The sequence below is a fragment of the Sphingobacterium lactis genome (genome assembly GCF_011046555.1).
Lineage (GTDB): Bacteria > Bacteroidota > Bacteroidia > Sphingobacteriales > Sphingobacteriaceae > Sphingobacterium > Sphingobacterium lactis.
This window is the reverse complement of sequence record NZ_CP049246.1, coordinates 758,471-782,787: the sequence shown is the minus strand read 5'-3', so window position 1 is coordinate 782,787 and position 24,317 is coordinate 758,471. Positions and strand designations below refer to the sequence as shown.

General features: G+C 44.6%; 20 protein-coding genes. 14 read left to right on the top strand and 6 right to left on the bottom strand.

Annotated elements, in window-relative coordinates; translation table 11 throughout:
• Positions 1-62: 62 nt before the first annotated feature.
• A complete protein-coding gene (locus G6N79_RS03430; protein WP_103906587.1) occupies positions 63-1,670 on the top strand; it encodes an acyl-CoA carboxylase subunit beta in 1,608 nt (535 codons plus the stop codon).
• Positions 1,671-1,736: 66 nt separating this feature from the next.
• On the opposite strand, the gene thiL is transcribed toward G6N79_RS03430, so the two are convergent.
• Complete coding sequence (gene thiL, locus G6N79_RS03425; protein WP_103906694.1) at positions 1,737-2,783, bottom strand: thiamine-phosphate kinase; 1,047 nt, start codon at positions 2,781-2,783, stop codon at positions 1,737-1,739.
• 7 nt (positions 2,784-2,790) lie between these two features.
• Positions 2,791-3,789 carry a quinolinate synthase NadA gene (gene nadA / locus G6N79_RS03420; RefSeq protein ID WP_103906586.1) on the bottom strand — a complete coding sequence of 333 codons (999 nt, stop codon included), beginning with the start codon at positions 3,787-3,789 and terminating at the stop codon, positions 2,791-2,793.
• A 495-nt stretch (positions 3,790-4,284) separates the two neighbouring features.
• Between nadA and nadB the strand changes: the two genes are divergently transcribed.
• The gene (nadB, locus tag G6N79_RS03415; protein WP_103906585.1) at positions 4,285-5,877 is read left to right on the top strand and encodes an L-aspartate oxidase; all 1,593 of its coding nucleotides are present in this window, start codon (positions 4,285-4,287) and stop codon (positions 5,875-5,877) included.
• Between the two features lie 17 nt (positions 5,878-5,894).
• Positions 5,895-6,407, top strand: coding sequence for a gamma carbonic anhydrase family protein (locus tag G6N79_RS03410; protein WP_103906584.1), 513 nt, complete (start codon positions 5,895-5,897; stop codon positions 6,405-6,407).
• A gap of 2 nt (positions 6,408-6,409) precedes the next feature.
• Here the strand turns inward: G6N79_RS03410 and G6N79_RS03405 are convergent, their stop codons facing one another.
• The 4 genes from G6N79_RS03405 to apaG form a co-directional block, all read right to left on the bottom strand.
• Positions 6,410-7,966, bottom strand: coding sequence for an Ig-like domain-containing domain (locus G6N79_RS03405; protein WP_234993210.1), 1,557 nt, complete (start codon positions 7,964-7,966; stop codon positions 6,410-6,412).
• A 199-nt stretch (positions 7,967-8,165) separates the two neighbouring features.
• Positions 8,166-10,025 (bottom strand): tRNA uridine-5-carboxymethylaminomethyl(34) synthesis enzyme MnmG, encoded by a 1,860-nt coding sequence (gene mnmG, locus G6N79_RS03400; RefSeq protein WP_103906582.1) that lies wholly within the window; start codon positions 10,023-10,025, stop codon positions 8,166-8,168.
• 56 nt (positions 10,026-10,081) lie between these two features.
• Positions 10,082-11,926 (bottom strand): ABC-F family ATP-binding cassette domain-containing protein, encoded by a 1,845-nt coding sequence (locus tag G6N79_RS03395; RefSeq protein WP_103906581.1) that lies wholly within the window; start codon positions 11,924-11,926, stop codon positions 10,082-10,084.
• Positions 11,927-12,032: 106 nt separating this feature from the next.
• Complete coding sequence (gene apaG / locus G6N79_RS03390; protein WP_103906580.1) at positions 12,033-12,419, bottom strand: Co2+/Mg2+ efflux protein ApaG; 387 nt, start codon at positions 12,417-12,419, stop codon at positions 12,033-12,035.
• 228 nt (positions 12,420-12,647) lie between these two features.
• On the opposite strand from apaG, the gene G6N79_RS03385 reads away from it, so the two are divergent.
• The 11 genes from G6N79_RS03385 to G6N79_RS03335 all read left to right on the top strand — a co-directional run bounded on the left by G6N79_RS03385 (position 12,648) and on the right by G6N79_RS03335 (position 24,314).
• Positions 12,648-13,361 carry an SAM-dependent methyltransferase gene (locus tag G6N79_RS03385; protein WP_103906579.1) on the top strand — a complete coding sequence of 238 codons (714 nt, stop codon included), beginning with the start codon at positions 12,648-12,650 and terminating at the stop codon, positions 13,359-13,361.
• A gap of 18 nt (positions 13,362-13,379) precedes the next feature.
• On the top strand, positions 13,380-14,129 hold the full coding sequence (locus tag G6N79_RS03380; protein WP_103906578.1) for an alpha/beta fold hydrolase: 750 nt from the start codon (positions 13,380-13,382) through the stop codon (positions 14,127-14,129).
• 7 nt (positions 14,130-14,136) lie between these two features.
• Positions 14,137-14,622, top strand: a complete 486-nt coding sequence (locus tag G6N79_RS03375) for a hypothetical protein (RefSeq protein ID WP_103906577.1) — start codon at positions 14,137-14,139, stop codon at positions 14,620-14,622.
• Positions 14,612-15,709: a Nif3-like dinuclear metal center hexameric protein gene (locus G6N79_RS03370; protein WP_103906693.1), complete on the top strand. Its 1,098-nt coding sequence runs from the start codon at positions 14,612-14,614 to the stop codon at positions 15,707-15,709. The genes G6N79_RS03375 and G6N79_RS03370 overlap by 11 nt, the downstream gene beginning before the upstream one ends.
• Positions 15,710-15,993: 284 nt before the next feature.
• Entirely contained in the window at positions 15,994-16,803 is an 810-nt protein-coding gene (locus tag G6N79_RS03365) for a collagen-like domain-containing protein (RefSeq protein WP_146060630.1), read from the top strand.
• Positions 16,804-17,152: 349 nt separating this feature from the next.
• Entirely contained in the window at positions 17,153-17,890 is a 738-nt protein-coding gene (locus G6N79_RS03360; protein ID WP_103906575.1) for a zinc ribbon domain-containing protein, read from the top strand.
• 402 nt (positions 17,891-18,292) lie between these two features.
• The gene (locus G6N79_RS03355) at positions 18,293-21,589 is read left to right on the top strand and encodes a S41 family peptidase (protein WP_103906574.1); all 3,297 of its coding nucleotides are present in this window, start codon (positions 18,293-18,295) and stop codon (positions 21,587-21,589) included.
• A gap of 73 nt (positions 21,590-21,662) precedes the next feature.
• A complete protein-coding gene (locus G6N79_RS03350) occupies positions 21,663-22,376 on the top strand; it encodes a DsbA family oxidoreductase (protein WP_103906573.1) in 714 nt (237 codons plus the stop codon).
• Between the two features lie 2 nt (positions 22,377-22,378).
• Complete coding sequence (locus tag G6N79_RS03345) at positions 22,379-23,341, top strand: CPBP family intramembrane glutamic endopeptidase (RefSeq protein WP_103906572.1); 963 nt, start codon at positions 22,379-22,381, stop codon at positions 23,339-23,341.
• The gene (locus G6N79_RS03340; protein WP_103906571.1) at positions 23,304-23,516 is read left to right on the top strand and encodes a putative signal transducing protein; all 213 of its coding nucleotides are present in this window, start codon (positions 23,304-23,306) and stop codon (positions 23,514-23,516) included. Before G6N79_RS03345 ends, G6N79_RS03340 begins: the two co-directional genes overlap by 38 nt.
• Complete coding sequence (locus G6N79_RS03335) at positions 23,517-24,314, top strand: phosphatidate cytidylyltransferase (protein ID WP_103906570.1); 798 nt, start codon at positions 23,517-23,519, stop codon at positions 24,312-24,314.
• The last annotated feature ends 3 nt before the right edge of the window (positions 24,315-24,317 follow it).

Sequence of the window (24,317 nt, the reverse complement as noted above, 5' to 3'; positions counted from 1 at the left end):
TTATGATATTTATAGAAATTTAATAATTCAACCAGTTATAAATTACATAATATCAACAATCTATGCGTAAGCTATTAGAAACATTGCAGCAGAAGCGTGAGAAGTTGCTTTTAGGCGGTGGCTTGGATAAAATCCAGAAACAGCATGAAAAAGGCAAGTTATCCGCATGGGAACGGGTGTTGTACCTTTTGGATACAGACAGGGATTTTACGGAAATCGGTAGTTTTGCCGCCGATGGACAATATCAGGAACACGGTGGCTGTCCGAATGCGGGCGTTGTCGTGGTGATGGGCTATGTACAGGGTCGTCTCTGTATCATCGTCTCGAATGATGCTTCCGTAAAAGCTGGCGCATGGTTTCCAATGACCTGCAAAAAGAATCTCCGTGCACAGGAAATTGCCATGGAGAACCATATTCCCATTATTTATCTTGTTGATTCCGCTGGAGTCTATCTGCCGATGCAAGCAGAGATCTTCCCGGATAAGGAACATTTTGGCCGAATTTTCCGCAACAATGCGAAAATGTCATCGATGGGCATTCCGCAGATTGCCGCCATTATGGGCTCCTGTGTCGCAGGTGGTGCTTATTTACCCATTATGTCGGATTATGCATTGATTGTTGAAGGTACAGGTTCGGTTTTCTTGGCAGGATCGTATCTGGTGCGTTCATCCATTGGTGAGGTGATCGACAATGAAACCTTGGGTGGTGCCAGTACGCACAGTGAAATATCCGGCGTAACGGACAACAAATATCCAAATGATGAGAGCTGTTTGGATGCTATCAAGAACATTGTTGATAAATTCGGCGAAGAACCAACTTTCAAATATTCACGTGTAGCAGCCATTGCTCCTGAATACCCAATAGAAAAACTGTATGATTACCTTCCGGAAGATCGTTTGAAACCTTACAATATGCTGGAAATATTGAAGTGTATCGTAGATAAGGACTCCCTGGAAGAATATAAGAAGGATTATGGCAAGACCTTGATCTGTGCCTTGGCGCGTGTTGATGGTTGGGCAGTCGGCATCGTGGCAAACCAGCGCGAAGTCGTGAAAGCGAAGAAACCAGCTAATGCAACGGAAATGCAGATGGGCGGTGTGATCTATTCGGACTCCGCAGATAAAGCTGCCAGATTCATCATGAACTGCAACCAGCAGAAAATTCCTTTGGTGTTCTTCCAGGACATCACGGGATTTATGGTGGGTTCGCGTTCCGAGCACGGTGGTATCATTAAGGATGGTGCAAAAATGGTGAATGCCATGGCCAATTCGGTCGTTCCAAAATTCACCTTTATGGTCGGCAATAGCTATGGTGCAGGAAACTATGCGATGTGCGGAAAGGCCTATGATCCACGGTTGATCTATGCCTGGCCTACAGCACAAATTGCGGTCATGAGTGGCGCAGCGGCCGGAAAAACCTTGCTGCAGATCCAAGAGGCTGCATTAAAATCTAAAAGCGTTAGCCTTTCGGAGGAAGATAAGAATAAACTGCTCAAAGATATCGAGGAGACGTACAATGCACAATTGAGTCCATATTACGCTGCTTCTCGTTTATGGGTGGATGGTGTGATCGATCCGGCAGATACCCGGAGAATTATTTCCATGGGTATTGAAGCGGCATCCCACAACACAGAAATTGGGAGATACAATGTAGGGGTAATACAGACCTAATTTCAACAAAAAAGAGCTTTGAGAAATTCAAAGCTCTTTTTGTTTCAATTTATAACTGCCCGCGGTTTACTCTTCACTCTTGAAGGCATTCCAGCCTTGGGCTTTAATATCATGTACATTTCCGGATTTCGATATCAACTGGTAACCTGCTGCAGCCTCTGTGATATGGCCTATCACCGTAATTTCCATTTGATTCTTAACCTTATCGTAATCGGATTGTGGTACCGTGAATAACAGTTCATAATCCTCACCACCGCTCAGCGCACAAACCGTCGGATCCAATCCAAATTCGCGAGCTGTCTCATAGGTCATGGGATCCAATGGGATCTTTTCCTCATATAGCTTACAGCCTACATTGGAAGCCTTACAGATGTGGAGGATTTCCGAGGCCAGGCCATCCGATACATCGATCATCGCGTGGGGTTTGATGTCCAGGGATGCCAGCAATTCCACGATATCCTTACGGGCTTCGGGTTTCAACTGTCTTTCGATAATGTAATCCTTTCCTTCCAGATCGGGTTGAATATTCGGGTTTTCCAAGAAAATCTGTTTCTCTCTTTCAAGCAACTGCAGACCAACATAAGCACCACCAAGATCGCCGGAAACACAAATCAGGTCGCCTTCTTGCGCACCGGAACGGTAGGCAATGGCGTCAGTATCCGCATAACCGATACTGGTTACGGAAAGTACCAATCCCTGTTGGGAAGTACTCGTGTCGCCACCCACCAGGTCCACGTTGTAGTTCTGGCAGGCCAATAGGGCACCCTCATAGATTTCCTCTACCGCTTCCAAGGGGAATTTAGAGGATAAACCGATCGAAATGGTCACCTGTGAGGCTATGCCATTCATGGCATAGATATCACTTAAGTTGACCTGTATCGCTTTGTAACCCAAATGCTTGAGGGGAACATAGCGCAGATCGAAATGCACGTTCTCCAACAATAAATCGGTGGAGATCAGTGTCTTCTTGTTCGCAAAATCTAATACGGCAGCATCATCACCGATGCCCTTGACCGTACTTTTCTGCGTCAACTGTATACTTTGGGTCAGGTGATCGATCAATCCGAATTCGCCAAGCTCATTCAGGTTGGTCCGATCACTGTTTTCAAACATGCTCATTTTATAGTCCTAATTTTTCAGATATCTCCAGCATACGCTCAATCGGTTTTTGGGCTCTAGCGATGATATCTTCAGATAACGTAATTTCCGGTTGCTCGTAATACAAGCAATTGTATAGTTTTTCCAGCGTATTCAATTTCATGTGCGGGCAATCGTTGCATGCACATAAGTTGTTCGGTGGGGCAGGGATGAAGGTCTTTGCCGGGGATGCCTTTTGCATCTGGTGCAGAATACCTGCTTCCGTTGCCACGATAAATGTACTGGAAGGATCTTCGATCGTAAATTTCAACATCCCCGATGTGGATCCGATATAGTCGGCTTGCGCCAGGATATGTTCCTCACATTCCGGATGGGCAATGAACTTCGCTTCTGGATATTCCGCACGTAGGGCATCGATCTTATCTTGGGAGAAGATCTCATGCACCATACAGGCACCATTCCATAAAACCAGGTCTCTACCTGTTTTTTTCTTCACGTAATCCCCGAGGTTCTTATCCGGACCGAAAATAATCTTCTGGTCGGCAGGAAGGCTTTCCACAATCTGTACGGCATTACTCGATGTACAGACGATATCGGATAGTGCTTTCAGCTCGGCGGTACAGTTCACATAGGTAATGACCAAGTGATCCGGGTATTTTTCCTTGAACTTGGCGAACAGATGTGGCGGACAGCTGTCGGATAGGGAACAGCCAGCTTTCAGATCCGGCAGAAGCACCTTCTTGCTCGGCGACAGGATCTTAGCCGTTTCGGCCATGAAGTGCACACCGGCAAAGACGATCACATCCGCATCTGTTTTGGCAGCCTGCTGCGATAAGCCCAAGCTGTCTCCAATATAATCTGCAATATCTTGAATTTCAGACTCTTGGTAGTAATGCGCTAAGATAACCGCATTCTTCTCCTTCTTCAATCTTGCAATCTCTTGTACTATATCCAGGCTTGGGTCTACTGCTACATCAATATAGCCCTTGGCATCTAGATCTCTTTCAAATGTTGTATTCATCTGGTTTAAGTAAATTGATTCTCTCCTTACTTGGACTCTCCTTGAGCACAAAAGTAAAGAAAGAAAACGAAACGAAATCCACATTCCCTTTTTTCAATAAATTATAATCTTTTTATTAAAGAAGAATCTTATTGTTTATTAGCCTGTGGAAAGTGGGGATAAATCCGTGAACTTTTATTTCCTTTAGTCGATATTCTATATTTATTCACATTTTATCCACAGCCTTGGGATGCTTAACTCTTGATTTTCAAGACTCTTATTTTTCACCTTTTATTTTTTCCATATTTTTATGTGAAATGTCTATTGTGTGGAAGTTGTTAATATTCGCTACATATATTCTTAATATTTAATCAATACTTGTGTGAAATTCCCTAGTATTGTGGAATAAAAGAAAGTTTTGAATTTTAATTCACGTGTTATTTACACGTTTTCCACATTATTTGTTAATTTGTTGGTTCAGTTTTAATTAAACGTAGCATTAACCGTATTGTTTACATGCTTGATAGAAAAGTAGATTTTTTGATTGTAGGTTCCGGGATTGCCGGATTAAGCTTCGCGTTGAAAGCTGCAGACCTAGGAAAGGTGCTCATTGTGACGAAAGCCAATGAGGATGAGTCGAATACAAAATATGCACAGGGCGGAGTGGCCGTTGTGACGGATGAGGACGACAGTTTTGAAAAGCATATCAAGGATACCCTGATTGCGGGAGATGGGCTATGTGATGCACAAGTTGTGGAAAACGTGGTAAAGGAAGGTCCGGAACGGATTGCCGAGCTGATCGCATATGGCACGAGCTTCGATAAGGAAGCTTCCGGAGAATATGATCTTGCGCGGGAAGGTGGCCATTCTGAACATCGAATCCTTCATTATAAGGACATTACGGGGTATGAAATCGAGCGTGCTCTTTTGGAAAAGGTACATGCCAATCCCAATATTGAGATATTAACACATTACTTCGCTGTAGACCTTATTACCCAACATCATTTGGGAGTACATGTGGATAAACGTACGGAGGATATCAATTGCTATGGTATATATGCCCTGAATACCAAAACGGGGCATGTGGAAAAGATCCTTTCCAAGATTACCCTAATGGCTACCGGAGGTGCTGGGCATGTCTATTCCAGTACGACCAATCCGACCATTGCTACAGGCGATGGCATAGCCATGGTATATAGGGCAAAGGGAAAGGTGAGGAATATGGAGTTTATCCAATTCCATCCGACTGCATTGTACAATCCAAGGGAATATCCTGCTTTTTTGATTTCTGAAGCTGTACGTGGTTTCGGAGGAATATTGAAGCGTGCGAATGGCGAATCCTTTATGGAGGAATACGATGAACGTGGTTCATTAGCTCCGCGGGATATCGTTGCCCGCGCGATCGATGCGGAAATGAAAAAATCTGGACTGGATTATGTTTACCTGGATATCAGGCACCGTTCAAAAGCGGATATTCTTTCTCATTTCCCGAATATTTATGAGAAATGTCTTTCTGTTGGTTTGGACATGACCAAAGATCTCATTCCTGTTAGTCCAGCTGCACATTACCTTTGTGGCGGTATTATGGTGGATGAATACGGCGCTACATCCATTCAAGGGTTATATGCCTGTGGGGAATGTTCCTCTACGGGATTGCATGGTGCTAATCGATTGGCATCCAATTCTTTATTGGAAGCTGCTGTTTATGCACATCGTATATTTGAAGATGCCGCAAAGAAAGTTCAAGGTGTCGATTTTCAAGATGATGTCCCATCATGGGATGAATCCAATACACAATTATCCAATGAAGATATCTTGGTGACGCATAATCTACGTGAAACACAGAAATTAATGAGTGACTATGTGGGCATTGTGCGTTCCGATTTTCGATTGGATCGTGCGATGCGTCGATTGGGCCTATTGCATGAAGAAACGGAATCCTTTTATAAGAACACGAAACTATCGGTGAAGCTTTGTGAACTGCGGAATGTGATCCAAGTGGCCTATCTGGTCGTGAAATCCGCGATGCACAGGAAGGAAAGTAGAGGGTTGCATTACACAACGGATTATCCACAACATGCTGACTATTTAGAAGATACTGTACTATAAGATTAATTTTAAAGGATATGCCAACGATATTGCCCGTAAAGGATAAAGTCCCTCAAATTGGAAACGATTGCTTTATAGCGCCTAATTCTACCCTTGTTGGGGATGTAGAACTTGGAAATCATTGTTCTGTGTGGTTCAATGCTGTAATCCGCGGCGATGTGAATTACATTAAAATCGGTAATTATTCCAATATCCAGGATAATGTGACCATTCACGGGACGTTTGAGAAGAACGGAACAGATGTTGGTAACTATGTTAATATCGGTCATAATGCCATTGTACATGGTTGTAGGATAGATGATTACGCGTTGATAGGTATGGGTGCCATCGTGATGGACAGGGCGCATATCCAATCGAATGTGATTATTGCCGCTGGTGCCGTTGTTCTGGAAAATACAGTCTGTGAATCTGGTTTCCTATATGCGGGAGTACCGGCTAAAAAAATAAAGCCGCTCACAGCGGAGCAGCTTCAATTATTAAAGAAATTACCGCACAATTATGTGCTTTATAGTTCTTGGTTCATGGAATAGTACTATTCCATTTTGACATCAATGGTTTCGTTCTGTTCCCAATTGGCCCGAATGGTGAAGGTTCTGTCCAGATACCAGATTCTTTCGGCCTGCCTCCGGGTAAATACATCTCCAGCATCCCATTTGCCATTCTTGTTCGCATCTTCGATGATCCGCAAGGTATATTTTCCTCCCGGAAATTTGATGTAGGAAAGTTTATTATCAGGTCCTACCGTGCGTACATCGAATATTTTTTCCTTTTTCTCATCAATCAGTTCGACAATATAATTATTGGCACTATCCAATCCTGTGAATGTCAGAATGATATCGCCATAGTTTTCTGTTTCGTTCAGGGTAAACTGTGTTTTGCTCTCCTTATTGGTTTCATCGAATGGACCTAGGATTGCTCCTTCCTGAAGGACAAGTTCGTAATTCCGTTTCGGTTTCCAATTGAAGCGGATATGGTACATTTCTCTATTCAGGGAGTCTTGCTGCAACTGGAAATTGCGTCGGGATACGGAATCTTCCAGGATCTGGATCTTATTCTTGTCCACCGAAGCGATAGGGTAGGAGGAAGTCAGTTCGATATGTTTGATCCGGTCCACTTTATTACCGATGTTCAACTTCGGTTCGATCGTTCTGTCGACTTTAATATTGCGTGCTCTACGGATCAATATCGTATCTACAGGTTCGTTATATTCGGCTACTTCAATCTTAAGTGAATCGAACTCCAGATTTTCCAGGTACATTTTTGCTGTATCCAAGGTTGGTGAATATTTCACCAATTTATTGGCCTCGAGGTTCTGCGGGTCAATAATGCGTAGGTCAGGTTCCTCCAACGGCCTATTAAAGGTCAATAGGACTGCCCCATCTTTTTCTACCTTCTTCTCTAAATTTCTGAATATCTGTGGTTTACCTTTTGTATATTCCAGATGTAAACCGGATATATTGGCATTTAGGACTAAGCTATCGTTCAGGAAGCCGATCCATTCATCGTTACCATTGTATATTTTATCGTTGTTGATATCCTTCAGGGCATATACACGGTAGGTATCTTCGCGAAGATTATTGAATTTGAAATTACCGGATGAATCCACGGTCGTATAGTATGATGCTTTCCGTTTTCCGAATATGGTATCGCGGCTGGTTGGGATCAGGATTGCGATTACCTCCTTATCCTTTTCCAGATCGAATTCTTTGGTATATCCGTTCATGACCTTTCCAGCAATACTCAAGGAATCCAATTCGTCACCTGTGGCAAATACGTAGTTGTAATTGATAAATGGATTACCTTCGTTGTAATCCACCAAACCTTTTCCAAAGTTTATGGTATAGGTTGTGTTGGCTTCCAAAGAATCCGGTAGCTCGATAATAAAGTTCTTTTTCTTCACTTTATAGATCGGTTGTGTTTCCACATCAGGAGAGATACTGAATTCTTTACCCGGATTGACAGTTTTGATATATTCATCAAAAGTCATGGTAATTGTTTTCTCCTTGAAATTTTTGCTCAGGTTCGCCGGAGTTACCTGCAAAAGTTTTGGTGGTATGGAATCTTTGGGTCCCCCTGTTGGCTTCTGCATGTTCGCACATTGGGTGAAACTTAAAGATAGCATGATCGCAAAGCTTAAAAAGAGTAATTTTTGAAATAAGCTACTTTTTAAGCGCTCTGCTGAATTTTTATCTTTTTTGGAATACGGAGTCATAAAATTTAAAATAATGTCTTATATCGCTTTATTTTAAGTTGTTTTATATTTATTTAAAATACTGATAATCAGATATTTAACTCATATGTACCATTAAAACCGAAATATCGGCTGGTGAAACACCTGAAATTCGGGATGCTTGTCCCAGCGTCCTCGGTTTCACCTTCAATAGTTTCTGACGTGCCTCAATGGAGAGTGAAGTTAGTGAATTATAATCAAATTCTGGATTGATTTCTTTATCCTCCATTTTCTTCATTTTATTCACGATCTCCATTTCCTTTTCAAAGTAGCTTTCATACTTCACTTTGATCTCTGCCTGTTCGATGGTGTCCTCGTCGAAGGTGTTTAGGTATTCCGAGAATTCAGGATCGGCTTTCGCGATGTCTTCGATTGCAATCTGAGGTCTGCTCAGGATATTGATCAATCTAGTTTTCTGTACGATTGCGCTTGAGCCTTTTTCTTCCAAGATCGGATTGATCTCTGCCATACCGATAGACGTAGCTTTCATGTGGTCGACAATGGCATCTGAATTTTGAATTTTGGCCTTGACCTTATCCAAGCGCTCGTCGGAAACCAATCCTAATTTATGTGCGATAGGGGTGAGGCGGATATCTGCATTATCCTGGCGCAATAGTAACCGGTGTTCTGCCCGGGAGGTGAACATACGGTATGGTTCATCCGTACCTTTCGTTACGAGGTCATCGATAAGGACACCGATATACGATTCGGATCTTTTAAGGATCAACTCATGTTCATCATTGATACGTTGGTGGGCGTTGATACCTGCGATGAATCCCTGCGCACCGGCTTCCTCATATCCTGTTGTTCCGTTGATCTGTCCGGCAAAGAAAAGGTGTTTCACGGCCAGGGTTTCGAGTGTAAGGTCCAATTGCATCGGCGGAAAATAATCGTATTCGATGGCATATCCCGGTCTGTACATTTTGGCATTTTCAAATCCTGGTATCAGCTGCAGTGCTTTCAACTGTACATCTTCCGGTAGGGAAGTGGAGAATCCATTCACATAAATTTCCACAGTGCGGAATCCTTCTGGTTCTACGAAGATCTGATGGCGTTCGCGTTCGGCGAAGCGATTGATCTTATCTTCAATAGAAGGACAATACCGAGGTCCCAATCCTTTGATTCGACCGGTGAACATCGGAGATTTTTCAAATCCCGTTTTTAAAATTTCATGTACTTTATCGTTTGTATAGGTGATCCAGCAACAGCGTTGTTCTGTTGGAATTTCCACGTCGGTATAGGAGAATCTTCCGCGTTGTTCGTCGCCCCACTGTTCTTCCATGGCCGCGTAATTCAAGCTCCGTCCATCCACCCGGGGAGGGGTTCCGGTTTTCATTCTTCCGGATTCAAAACCCAAGGATACCAATTGCTCGGTAAGTCCGGTTGCTGCTTTCTCTCCTGTACGACCTCCACCGAATTTCTTTTCGCCGACATGGATCACACCATTAAGGAACGTACCGTTCGTCAGGACCACAGCGTCTGCTTCTATGCGGATACCCATTGAGGTTACCACACCTTTGGCTCTTCCGTTCTCGACGATTACTTCTTTGACCGTATCTTGCCACATATCCAAGTTAGGTATGGACTCCAGTTGCCAGCGCCATTCCTCGGCGAAACGCATGCGGTCGTTTTGTGTACGTGGGCTCCACATGGCCGGACCTTTGGAACGGTTGAGCATGCGGAACTGTATGGTGGACTTATCAGCGATGATACCGGTGTATCCACCCATGGCATCGATCTCGCGAACGATCTGTCCTTTCGCTACACCGCCGATGGCCGGGTTACAGCTCATCTGTGCGATGACCCCCATATTCATGGTGATCAAAAGAACCGATGAACCCAGGTTTGCTGCTGCCGCTGCCGCTTCACATCCGGCATGACCGGCACCCACTACTATTACATTATACTTATTGAACATATGTCACTCTTTCAAGTTCCACGTGAAACTGCTGTTCGGAGTTTCACGTGGAACGCTTAAATAAATTCTGCTAATTCCATCCAACGCGCTGTCTTTTCATCCAGCGTGTTCTTAATATCTTCGATCTCGTTCGCGATCCGTTGCAGCTCCACATGATCCGTGGTGCCCGATAGTTCTTCGGTCTTGCTGCCGATCGTCTGCTCCAGCGTTTCGATTTCCTGTTCCAAAGTCTCGAATTCTTTCTGCTCTTTGAAGCTCAGTTTCTTTTTGGTTTCGACTGGCTTCTCCCGTTCTACTTTCTTTTCTGGTTTTTTGATCAGCGCCTCCTGCTCGAGTTTGTAATCGGCATAGTTTCCATTATAGATCACGACTTCGCCGTTCCCCGGGAAAATGAAAAGTTGATCGGTCAACTTGTCCAAGAGGTAACGGTCGTGCGATACAAGGATCAGTACCCCAGGGTAATTCTCCAGGAACTCTTCCAGAATATTCAGGGTGTCGATGTCCAGATCATTGGACGGCTCATCGAGGATCAGGAAGTTGGGGTTTGCCATTAACACGCGCATCAGCTGAAGACGCTTCTTTTCACCACCGCTCAACTTGTTCACAAATCCAAATTGCTTCTCCGGAGGGAAGAGGAATTTGGTCAGCAGTTGGGAAGCCGTGATGACCTCGCCGTTCTTCATTTCGATATAGTCAGCAACATTCTTGACGATATCCAATACGCGCTCGTCGGTTTGGAACTGCAAACCTTCTTGGCGATAGTACCCATATTTGGTTGTTTCACCAACGTCGACCTTGCCCGTAGTGGCCTGGATATTTCCAGTGATCAGGTTCAGGAAGGTGGTCTTCCCGCTACCGTTCTTCCCGGCCAAACCTATGCGGTCGCCCTTCTTGAACGTATAGGTGAAAGGGGAGAGGATTGTCTTTCCGGGAACCGAAAATCCAGCGCCTTCCAACTCCAATATTTTGTTGCCCTGACGTGCGACTTGCACACTCAGTTCTACCTGGTCCTTTTTGCGTGGACCCTTGGATTTCTCCTCCAAGTCATAGAAGGATTCGATACGAGCCTTCGCTTTCGTACCGCGGGCCTGAGGTTGCCGACGCATCCATTCAAGTTCCTTGCGCCACAGGTTCCGGGCCTTATCCGCTGCAAGGATTTCGTTTGCCTCGCGCTCTGCTTTCTTTTCCAAGAAGAAGGCGTAGTTACCCTTATAGGTATAGACCTGGCCCTTGTCGAGCTCACGGATTTCCGTACAGATATTGTCCAGAAAATAGCGGTCGTGCGATACCAAGAGAACGGTCTTACTTCCCGTTGTCAGGAGCTTTTCCAACCATTCAATCGTTTCGATATCCAAGTGGTTGGTCGGCTCATCCAGGATATAGATATCGGGCTCATCGATCAGGAGCTTGGCCAGAGCCAGTCGCTTCTTCTGTCCACCGCTCAATGATTCGATACGCTGCTCAAAGTTGGTGATCTGGAACCTGCTTAGGATAGTCTTGATGTTATTTTCATATTCCCACGCATTCAAAGCAGTGAGCTTTTCCGTAACTTCTAGAAATTTTTTTGATGTAACATCTTGATTTTCAATTAATTGTTCGTATTCCTTAATTAATTGTTGCTGTTCGTTATCAGCACTGTAGATGAAATCATTGATGGTCTTCAGATCAGAAAAATCCGGATCCTGGTGCAAGTAACCGATGCGCAAGCCTTTTTCCTTGACGACGCGACCCTTAGTAGGTTCAACGATTTCCGCCAAGATCTTCAGTAGGGTAGACTTCCCCGTACCATTGATCCCGACCAAGGCCACTCGGTCTCCTTTTAGTAATCCGAAATGTAAATCTGAAAATAGCCACCTGTCATTGAAGGAATGACTTACCTGTTCTGTGCTTAATATACTCACGCTGATGTCTTGACGTAATAATCCAAGCACAAAATTATTAAATATTTATCAGTACTTATCTTTTTTAGATGAAAAGTAGCAAGTAGATGACTTAGCAAGATTGGCGTTAGTTCAATCGGTAACTCGCCATGAGGTTAAAGCGGGGGATATGTACGTGGAAGATGGAATTGTCCATTTCGCGGACCATTTCATAATAGCCTTCCATAAAACCCATATCGCTCTTCAGGTTGCAGCCCGATACATACTGATGTACTTCTCCCGGTTCCAGCACCGGCTGTTCCCCAACAACACCCTCTCCATCAACCTGTTTGTTCATGCCAATGGAGTCAAAGATATTCCAATGCCTACGCAACAATTGAACGGTATAGCCGCTAAGGTTCTCTATCGATATCCTATAGGCGAACATATAGTGTTCGTTTTCCGGATTGGAATATTCCGCTTGATAGGTGGATTCTACCGAAATCTTTACGCCCGAGGTTGTCTGTGTTGTCATATTCAACCAAATATATAGAAACTGGCTTTTTGCGCAAAAATATCTGCTTTTCACCAGCCCTTATTTACAATTATTAGACAATTATACGCTATAACTGTTTGAATTAAAGTAACAAACAAATATTTTTAATTACAAATCTTTGTGTAATATCTTTATAGCTAGGATGTAACAATGTGTTGCACCCACAGGGATGTTCGAATTAAGCAACAAAATAAGTAGGTTTGCAGTATGGCAAAAGGAATCCTATATCTCTTACCGGTACCCTTGGCGGAACAGGCCGAAAGGAAGTCGTACAGTCTGCTGCATTACGAGCTGATCAATACGATCAAGGAATATATCGTAGAAAACGAAAAGACCGCAAGGAGGTTCTTGAAGGAAGCGGGACTGAAAACTCCGCAAAGTGAATTGATCATCCATGATTATGGAAAGCATATTCGCGATAAGGTAGATTATTCTATCCTCTTTAAAAATCTTGAAGCTGGGAAGGATGTGGGATTGATGTCGGAAGCGGGTTGCCCAGGGATTGCCGATCCGGGTGCGGATGTTGTTGCTGAGGCACATAGGCGTGGAATTAAGGTTGTGCCACTGGTCGGGCCGAGTTCTATTTTGCTCAGTCTGATGGCCTCCGGATTTAATGGACAGAATTTTAGCTTTAAAGGATATCTTCCAATTGATAAGTCCGCCCGCAATAAAGCCATCAAGGACTTGGAAGGGCAGAGCCTACGGGAGAAATGTACACAGATATTCATTGAAACACCCTTTAGGAACAACCAGCTTTTGGCTGAATTATTGAAGACCTGTAAACCGAATACCCGATTGTGCGTTGCCTGCAATATTACGGCAGCAGACGAACAGATTATCAGTACCACAATTTCGAAATGGAAGGGATTGACCTACGACTTTCATAAGAAACCGTGTATATTTTTAATTTATGCGTCTTAAAATCGTATTTTTATAAAGATGAATAAACTTATTCTATACCTAACCTGCAGCTTACTGTTCCTTTCAGCAACAGTGATAGCGCAACAGCCTACCTATGTCTTTGTGCACGGCGCTTGGGGTGGAGCGTGGCAGTTCAAGAAAACCGCCGAGCAGCTGACCCAGCAGGGTGCCAACGTATACCGCGTAAACTTGACCGGTTTGGGCGACCGTTACCATTTGGCTTCACCCGAGGTGAACCTAAGTACCCATATTACCGACGTGGTAAATGCCATCATGTTTGAAGGTCTGGATAGCGTTATTCTTGTGGGCCACAGCTATGGGGGGATGGTAATCACCGGTGTGGCGGATAGCATTCCCGGAAAGATCAAAAAGATGATCTATCTGGATGCCTTCCTTCCTGAGGACGGCGAAAGCGTAGCTTTCTACTTGCAGGGAAATCCAGATGCGGACTTGCTGCAGAGCGAAGACGGACTTTACGTAAAGCCAAACTGGGTGAAGGATACCACCAAATTTCCGCGGGATGTACCCCATCCGATCGCAACCTTAAAGGAAAAGATCAAATTGGACAATCCCGAACGGTTGAAGATCCCGACGACCTATATTCTTACGTATGAAAGTGCGTTGGGTGGCAAGGAAAAGGATCCTTTCTACTTCTTTTCGACACGCGCCCAGAAACACAATTTCCAGGTTGTTGGAATGGAAGCAGATCATAACCCCCAAATAAAACATTTAAAAGAACTGGTTCAGATATTATTGACAGCGAAATAGTACGGAGATGAATGATGTTATGACGCCGGAACTGGCGGCCGAGATAGAGCGATTAAGTATATTTTTTGGGGTTGTCATGCTGATCGTGTGGGCACTATTTGCAAACACAGTCCGAAACACCTTACGTTTGATTGCCAAGGAAAACCAAGCGATTCTGCCCAGTCAGTCCTGGTTCCTCCTGCTGCCTTTTTTCAATATCTATTGGAATTTCGAAGTGGCTAGGCGTTTATCCTATTCCCTGAACAATGAGTTTTTCGATCGCAAGATCGCCGTGGAAGAAAATCCAGGCTACAACGCCGGTATGATCTATGCCTGGTCCTACCTGGTCTTTCATCTGCCCTTTCCGCCTTTTATCCGGATGCTGGCGATGATCGTCTGCTTCGTCTATTTTATTTCCTACTGGTTCAAGATCAATCAATACCGTGTGCTGCTCTTGGAGCATAACAAGTGGCAGGAAGCACGCCGTGAAAACGAAGATAAACATGAAGATTAAAGAAGTAATCCAATACCTGGAGGAGGTCGCTCCATTGACCTACCAGGAAAGTTATGATAATTCGGGACTCATTGTTGGTGACGCGCAGGAAGAAGTTCAGAAAATATTGGTTTCCCTGGATTGTACGGAAGCTGTGGTCGATGATGCGATCGCCAAAGGCTGTAACCTGATCGTTTCCCATCACCCGATCGTATTTTCAGGTCTGAAGAAGTTTACGGGTAAGAATTATGTGGAACGCGTGGTGATCAAGGCGATAAAACATAACATTGCCCTATACGCCATCCACACCAACCTGGACAATGTGCTGGGGGGTGTTAGTTCGAAGATGGCCGAGCGATTGGACCTGGTCGATCAGGCGATCCTGCGCCCAAAGGCGGGATTGCTGAAGAAACTCGTGGTCTATGTTCCACGTGCGAATGTTGAGGATGTTCGAGCTGCGCTTTTCGAAGCGGGTGCCGGTGCTATCGGCGATTACGATGAATGCAGCTATAACACCGCGGGATATGGCACATTCCGTCCTTTGGAGGGCGCTGACCCGGCAATCGGAAAGGTGGGCGAGCAGGAACGTGTGGAGGAAACAAAGATCGAAGTGATCTACCCCGCACAATTGGAACGGAAGATACTCGTATCCATGTTGGCCAGCCACCCTTATGAAGAAGTGGCCTACCACATCGTCGCTATCGAGAACCCACATACGTATGTCGGTTCGGGGGTTATCGGAAACCTGATCGAACCGATGGAGGAACGGGAATTCCTACGGTATCTAAAAAACAGGATGAACCTGCAGGTGATCCGCCATACCGAAACTTTGGGGAAACCCATTAGCCGCGTAGCGGTCTGTGGTGGAGCTGGAGGATTTCTACTCGGCGACGCAAAACGCTCCGGAGCGGACATCTTTATTACGGCCGACTACAAATACCATGAATTCTTCGATGCGGAAGGTCAATTGATCATTGCCGATATCGGTCATTTCGAAAGTGAACAGTTTACGCAGGAACTTTTGCTGGATATTATCCAGAAAAAGTTTGCCCATGCCGCAGTGTTGCTGACGGAGGTCGAAACCAATCCAATACACTATTTTAGCTAGGGAAGAACCTGCTATGCTATTCAGGGCATAATAAAATTAATTTGCCCATCTATTGCCCAATGCACCTTTAAATCCCATTTGAATGGAGGGTGTATTGGGCAATCGTTGTGTGTACTACCCGGTATTCCGACGCCAGCCCATAAAAAAAAAGATAAAAATTTTAATATTGAGTTTTACTTTTTCCCATTTCTTGCGTCAAAGGAGAGGCAATGTGTTGTTGCCTTAAAATAAAACAACAATAATTTTCTATTTTTTATTCATTAAAACCAATTAACATGATGAACATGAAATTTTTATTTCGCAAGCTCGGCTTTTTGCTGCTGCTTTCCTTTTTCATTTCCTGCGGTAAGGATGGAGATCCCGGTGCGCAGGGACCTGAAGGTACTCAGGGTGTGCCTGGGGAAGACGGTAAGGATGGAAAGGACGGGACAAAGACACACAGCGGAACGACCGACCCCACTTCAGCGATCGGAAATGTTGGTGATTTCTACATCAACCTGACCAGCAAGAAACTTTTTGGGCCAAAACAATCCAATGGACAATGGGGAACAGGCATTAGCCTGACCGGCGGAGCCAATGGGACAAACGGAACGGATGGTAAGGACGGTATTGATGGAACCGATGGGAACACAATCTTAAGTGGATATGGTGCTCCAACAATCAAGGATGGTAGGGATGGAGATTTCTACATCAACTTGACCAATATGGATTTCTATGGTCCACGGAATAAGGGTGATTGGGGAAAAGCCATTTCTCTCCGCGGCAAATCCGAAAGCGCAAGCTATGTGTACCAGGTGAAGTCCGCAAACTGGGAATATGATTCGGAAAACGGGTTTTACTTTGTCAATATTGACATCAAAGAATTGGATGAAGCGATCTTTGAAGACGGCTATGTAAACATGGCGCTTTCTTTCGATGATAATCCGAAGTTCTATGAAATTATTCCTTCTTATTTTGGACAGTACAGCTTTTCGGCGAACTACTCGGTCGGCAGGATAGGGCTCTTTGCGGAATTTAAAGGATCCGGTAACCGTACTGCTCCAGCTGATGCACTGGTAAAGGTTGTGCTGACCTATGCTGAAATAGGAAATTAATACCTAAATGCTACATTTTTCATATTCCCGATCATTTTCTCCAACCAGTAGGGGAAAGGTCGGGAATAAATATATCCATGATAGCTCTTTCGTTATTATCGTGCTAATAATCAATAGGTTAATTCAGTTCTTTCGCCAAAAGTGAATTTCATGTGTTGCGTTCCAAATTATAAGGAAAAAGTTTTGAGGAAAAAATAGTATCTTTGCATGCTGTTAATGTCTCATTTGGGTTTATTTCAGTAATTTAGCTGCATTAAACCGTTTAAATCGGACATTTAAACATACCGAGCAGTGTGTAATATCGCTGATAAATAGTTAGTTACAATATATCTAATAAATACTACAGTTAATGGAACAAACCGTAGAACAAAAACTAAAAGCTTTATGGGCATGGCAATCCGTGGAAACACAGATTGATAAAATTCGCCAAGTACGTGGAGAACTACCTATTGAGGTAGCTGACCTAGAGGATGAGATCGCGGGTTTGGACACACGTATCGAAAAAATTCGTAATGAGCTGGATGAATTGGAAGATTCAATCGTGAAGCGCAAGAATATGATCAAAGATTCGCAAACTGCGATCAAGAAATACGAAACACAACTGAATGAGGTAAAGAACAACCGTGAGTATGATGCAATTTCCAAGGAAATTGAAATCCAAGGGTTGGAAATTCAAGTGTACGAGAAGCGTATTCGTGAAGCTGAATTTGAGATCAAGAACAAGACAGAAGCTTACGAAGCAACTGTAAAGAATGTTGATTTCAGCAAAGGTGAATTGGATGCCAAGAAACAAGAACTTGAAACCATTACTTCTGAAACACAGAAAGAAGAAGATCAGTTGGTAGGCGAGGTTGAGAAAGCAGAAAAGAGCATCGATGACCGCTTATTGAAAGTGATCAAGAAATTGCGCAAATCCTTCAGAAACGGATTGGCCGTAGTTTCTATCGAGCGTGATAGCTGCTCAGGTTGCCACAACAAAATACCACCTCAGTTGCAATCTGAAATTCGCCAAAGAAAGAAAATCATTATCTGTGAACACTGTGGCCGTATTCTAGTTGACGAAGAAATCGCATCAGAAGAAGCATAGATTTAACAGATTTAAAAATATAAGGGAGATATCGTTTCGATATCTCCTTTTTTTATGCCCTTTGGTTGTGGCCCACTCAATAATTTTCTGTGGATTAGTCCATTTGGAGTGAAAATTAGTGGGAAACTTGGGCTAGACCTTGTCCGACATGCGCCCGTGGTGCGTCCGTATTCCATAGGAGGTGGGACCGTGTCATAGACACGCTCTCACCACGCTCTGACCACGCTCTCACCACGCTCTCATGTCGGACAAGGTGCTGCCAATTCCTGAGTAATTTTTGGGACTTGCGGGGTGAAAAAACAAGAATTAAACGCCAATACGTAATATTTAGGTTATATGCGGGCAATTTTTTAGTTAGTTGCAATAAATTTCTATTTTTATGATCAATCCAATTAACACATAATGCTAAAGAATATCCTTACCATGATGGCCTTGGCTGCAGCACAACTGAGCATGGCCCAAACAACAGATGAAACTTTATTGCTCCGGAATCCCAGTATCAGCGCGAACCATGTCAGCTTTGTCTATGGTGGTGACATCTGGATCGCCGATAAGAACGGCAGTAATCCACGTCGGTTATCCGTAAACCCTGCGGTTGAGCAGAATCCTATTTTCTCGCCTGATGGCAGCAAGATCGCCTTTACAGGAAATTATGATGGCAATACGGATGTGTATGTGATTTCTATCCATGGTGGTGATCCCCAACGGGTAACCAGCCATCCGGCAGCAGATGTGTTAAGAGGATGGATCTCAAACGATGAAGTTTACTTCAGTACGCAGCGCGAGTTGACCTACTCTTTAGGTGGCCGGTTATACAAAACAAAGTTGAACGGTTCGGTGGACTATCCCTTGCTGATGCCGGAAGCCTATCAGGGATCACCATCTGCTGATGGCCGATACTGGGCGTATATCAAGAATTCCGATCCGACCGAGCGCGAGCGTGTAGCGTTCAAACGCTATCGTGGTGGCGGTATGCCTTCCATTTGGATTTTCGATTCCAAGACGCATGATATCCAGGTGGTTCCGGGAGAGAAATCCAACGATGTGAAACCGATCTGGTTGGGTGGAAAGGTATATTTCCTATCCGATCGGGATAAGATCGTCAATATCTTCGCTTATGATGTGCAAAGCAAGAGCGTGGAGAAGCTGACGAATTTTACGGACTACGATGTGCGTACCTTGCAGGGACGGGATGGGGAATTGATCTACGAACAAGCCGGCAAGCTCCATATTCTGAATACGGCGAATAAAACCTCTTCACCTCTGAAAATCAACATACAGGCGGATGCACTGTCGAAAAGGGCGCGTTATGTGGAGATGAAGGATGATATCCGTGGTTTTGGAATCTCACCAACAGGGCAACGCGCGTTATTCGAATCCCGCGGGGAAATATTCTCGGTTCCGAAAGAGAAAGGTGATGCACGGAATATATCCAATGCACCGGGTAGCCACGAAAGATTCCCTGCATGGTCGCCAAACGGAAAGTGGATTTCCTATATTTCGGATAAAAATGGTCGGTACGAACTCGTACTGCGGGATCAGAAAGGTGTGGATGAACCAATGTATATCAGCTTGGGCAAGGATAATTACTACTTCCAGCCGACCTGGTCTCCGGACAGCAAAAAGCTGTTCTATAACGATGCACACCTGAATCTGTATTTCGTGGATGTGGCAAGTAAAAAGATAACGAAAGTTGCCGATGATTACCTGGGATCACATACTGGACGCGGGTACAACTATTTCCAATCCAGTTGGTCTCCGGATTCCAAATGGATTGCCTACCTGAAGACGTTGAAAAACGGGGTGAATGCCGTTTATATGTATAATATCGATAGCAAACAGACCCAACAGATTACGGACGGGATGAGTGCGGTACGTCAGCCTAAATTTACCAAGGATGGCAAGTACCTGATCTTTACGGCAAGTACAAATGTCGGATTGACCAATTCGGGCCTACACATGACCGCCTATGACCGTGCAACAGAGTATGCGCCTTATGCATTTATCCTTTCCAGTGACAGCCCGTCTATTTTCAAGAACGAAAGCGATGAAGAAGCCGTAGTAACGGAAGGTGCCATTGCGGAGAAAGAATCGGATAAAAATAAAGACACAAAGAAAGACGATAAGAAAACGACCAAAAACGGCAAGGACGAGAAGACCAAGGAGGTCCAGACACCTAAGGAGATCAAGGTTGACTTTGCCAATATCAACAACCGGATCATGGCGCTTCCGATCGAGTCGGGCTCCTATGGTTTTGATGGTACCGTAGAGAATATGTTGATCTATATGCGCAATCGGAATATTTATGCCTATGATCTGAAGAAGATGGAAGAGAAACAGTTGGTTGAGAATGCGGGCGGCTTTGAGATCAGCGCAGATGGGAAACAGATGTTCTATCGTGACCAAAAGGGATATTATATCGTTGCTGCCGGACAGAAGCCTGCGGGCGATGCCGGGAAATTGAAACTGGAGAACATTAAGCTCAAGGTGGATCCGGAAGCGGAATGGAACCAGATCTATAACGAAGTTTGGGCGATGCAGAAGGATTTCTTCTATGTGGAGAACATGCATGGCGCTGATTGGGAAGCTGCAAAAAAGAAATATGCTAAATTCCTGCCTTATGTGAACCACCGCTCCGACCTGAGCTACCTGCTGAATGAAATGCTCGGAGAGTTGGTCGTGGGCCATAGCTATATTTATCCTGGTGATGAGCCAACCGCACCGTCGGTTTCCGCAGGTGTATTGGGTGCAGACTATGTCATCGATAACAACAGGTACAAAATTGCGAAAATCTATAACCGTATGGATTGGAACCCAAGCTTTAAAGCCCCATTGGCCGAGCCGGGATTAAATCTACGGGAAGGAATGTATATTCTGGCCGTGAATGGTCAGGAGCTGACGGCTGATATCGATATTTACAGCTTATTTGATTTTACCGTTGGCAAGCAAGTCAGTTTGAAGGTAAACGACAAACCAAGCCTATCTGGCGCACGCGATATCATCGTTAAACCTATTTCCTTTGGCAACGAAGTCGCCCTTCGCCGCCAGGAATGGGTGGAGAACAACAGAAAGAAGGTGGACCAATTGAGCAATGGACAGATAGCCTATGTCTATATGCCGAACACGGGTAGGGAAGGGTACACATCCTTCAACCGGTATTATTTCTCGCAGATGGACAAAAAGGCCCTTCTATTGGATGAGCGAAACAATGGTGGTGGATCGGTTGCCGATTACGTCATCGACCTGTTGTCACGAGACTTGATATCAGGCTGGGGAATTCGTGATGGACGAAGCTTTACCACACCTGGAAACGGCATATTCGGTCCAAAAGCGATGATCATTAATGAAAACGCTGGATCTGGTGGAGACATGATGCCGTATATGTTCCGGTTCAAGGGCTTAGGCAAATTGGTCGGTAGGACGACCATGGGTATCCTGGTGGGTATTTCCGGTTATCCGCCGCTATTGGATGGAGGTAGTGTAACCTCGCCGAACTTCGGTGTTTTTGACCTGAATGGAAACTACATCATTGAAAATGAAGGCGTAGCGCCGGATATCTTTGTGGAGCAAACCCCGAAAGACCTGTTGAGCGGACGAGACCCACAGCTGGAGAGAACGGTTCAGTTGCTGCTGGAAGAGATGAAAACCTATCCATACAAAGAACTTAAGAAACCGAACGATCCCGTTCGTGTGAACTAAAAAAATTGGAACAGCCTAACCATTCGGTTAGGCTGTTATTCGTATTAGTGGTTTTAAAAGATTATTTTTGACTATGTTAATAGAAATCTGGTCAGATATCATGTGTCCTTTCTGCTACATCGGCAAGGATCATTTTGAGAAAGCTTTGGCACAGCTGAGCTTTAAGGATGAATTGGAAGTGGTGTACAGAAGCTACCAATTGGATCCGAATTACCACCATCAGGCTGGTGATACGACGTATTCCTACCTGAGTCAGTCCAAGGGTATGCCTATCGACCAGGTTCGCGCCATGACTGGGCAAGTTGTCCAAATGGCGAAACAAACGGGATTGGTAATTGATTTTGACAGGAGCATCCCTGCCAATACATTCAAGTCCCATGAATTGATCCATTATGCGGCAAGTGTAGGCAAGGGGACTGAAATGAAGGGACGTCTATTCAAGGCACACTTTGAGGAGGGCCTGAACATCGAGGATGAATCAGTCCTGGTTACCTTGGCCACGGAGGTGGGACTTGATGCTGCCGGGACCAAGGAAGCACTATCATCCGATACATATGCCTATGAGGTAAAGCAGGATTTGAATGAAGCCAAGCAGATTGGTATCCGTGGGGTACCGTTCTTTCTATTTAACCGTAAATATGCGGTATCCGGCGCACAGCCAACGGATGCCTTTGTGGAAGTTTTGGAAAAGAGTTTCTCCGAATGGCGCGAGAGCAACCCAAAGATTACCTTCCTGAACCCGGACAAGGATGCGCCAAGTTGTACCGATGACTCTTGTTCGATTTAACCATGGAACCAACAATGTTATTTGAGGAACCGAAAAATCCCGCTTGGAAATCCCTGATTATCCTATTGGGGCTGACCTTTGCGTGTTCCCTGTTTATTCAGTTTTTCGCGATTATCCTCGTGTTGATCTTTTCGGGATTTGATACACAGGTCATTGATTTCACGACGGGGCAACCCAATCCTGAAAATACGTTCGTGATCTATGTGCTGCTCGGAGCGAGCAGTTTGTCGACTTTTCTGATACCGGCCCTGATTTTGCAAATGATCGAAAAGCGCCAATATCTATATTTTCCGGCTCAACCACAGCGAGCAAGCCTGTACATTGTCCTGACCTTGCTGTTTATGGTGGCAAGCGGGCCAATGATGGCATTGATCAGCGATTGGAACAAGAGCATGAATTTGCCTGCCGGTCTGGATGCGCTGGAAAATTGGATGCGAACGAATGAGGACAACATGGGTGATTTGATCCGTCGCATAGTGATGGTGGACAGCATTCCGTTGCTGCTGTTAAATCTCTTGGTGATGGCAGTCATTCCCGCAGTTGTAGAAGAATTCTATTTCCGAGGATCCCTGCAACATATTTTCGGCAGGATGTTCAGGAATGCACATGTAGCCATCTGGGTGACGGCCATAATATTCTCCGCAATACACCTACAGTTCTATGGGTTTTTTCCGCGGATGATCCTGGGTTTGATATTTGGCTATGCCCTGCTCTGGACCAATAATATCTGGATTCCCATCATTGGACACTTTGTGAACAATGCCTATGTGACGATCTATGCCTATACCTATGCAAAGGAAGGCAAAACCTTTGAGGAACTGCAGGCTTCCGAAGTGTACAGCGTGCCGATCTATATCGCGAGCATAATCGGCTGTATCGCCATCGGCTATTATTTTTATAAGCAATCAAATCAACAAAAACTAACCCATGAATCCAAATTGGACAAAGATCAAGGTTTATACTAATGCTGTTCAGGCGGAAATCGTCAAACAGATGTTGGTAGAGAACAATATCCCTGCCGTCGTGCTGAACAAACAGGACTCCTCCTATTTATTCGGCGTGATCGAACTGTATGTGGACAATGATCATTTTGCGGAAGCCGCTGCATTGATCGATAGTTATGGAGAAGAAGACGAATAAATGAAAACAAGAGCAATTACAGGATTCTTTTTTATTATCGTGTTGGTATGTGCAACAATCTTCAACCAATACGTTTTTGCTGCGTTCTTCAGTTTGGTAGGCGTCTTTGCTGCACGTGAATTTTTTGTGATTACCACCACCCCAGAGACTAAACCCCTAAAGACTGTTGGGATACTGATAGCCCTAGGGTTGGGCCTGTTGGTTTCCGGTTATTTCTTGGGTTTGAGCCCGCTGGCTTATCTGGCGGCAATTGTACCCTTATTTGCCCTGCTCTTTATTTCCTCGCTTTATCTGAAAAGAGAAAAGCCATTCCATGATATCGCTTATACCATTTTAGGGATCTGTTATGGAACCATACCCTTTCTCTTTTTTGTAGGTCTTGGATTTTTGGACGGGTCATTTAATTTCGCCGTTCCCATGGGTTTCTTGATCATGCTCTGGGCAAATGACACGGGAGCCTATCTTGCGGGAAGGGCATTTGGTCGGACCAAGCTTTTCGAACGGATTAGCCCGAATAAAACCTGGGAAGGCTTTATCGGCGGGATTCTATTGGCTGTAGCGATCAGTTTGAGTCTACAGTATTTCTATGGAACGCTCAGCCGCCTAGAGTGGGTGTGCATTGCCGTGATCATCGGTGCCTTTGGTACCTTGGGGGATCTTGTTGAATCCATGCTAAAGCGGAGCTTGGGGATCAAAGACTCGGGCAATATACTGCCGGGTCATGGTGGCTTTCTGGACCGTTTTGATGGTCTGCTAATGGCAGCTCCATTGGTCTATATCTTTTTAATGCTAATCTAATCG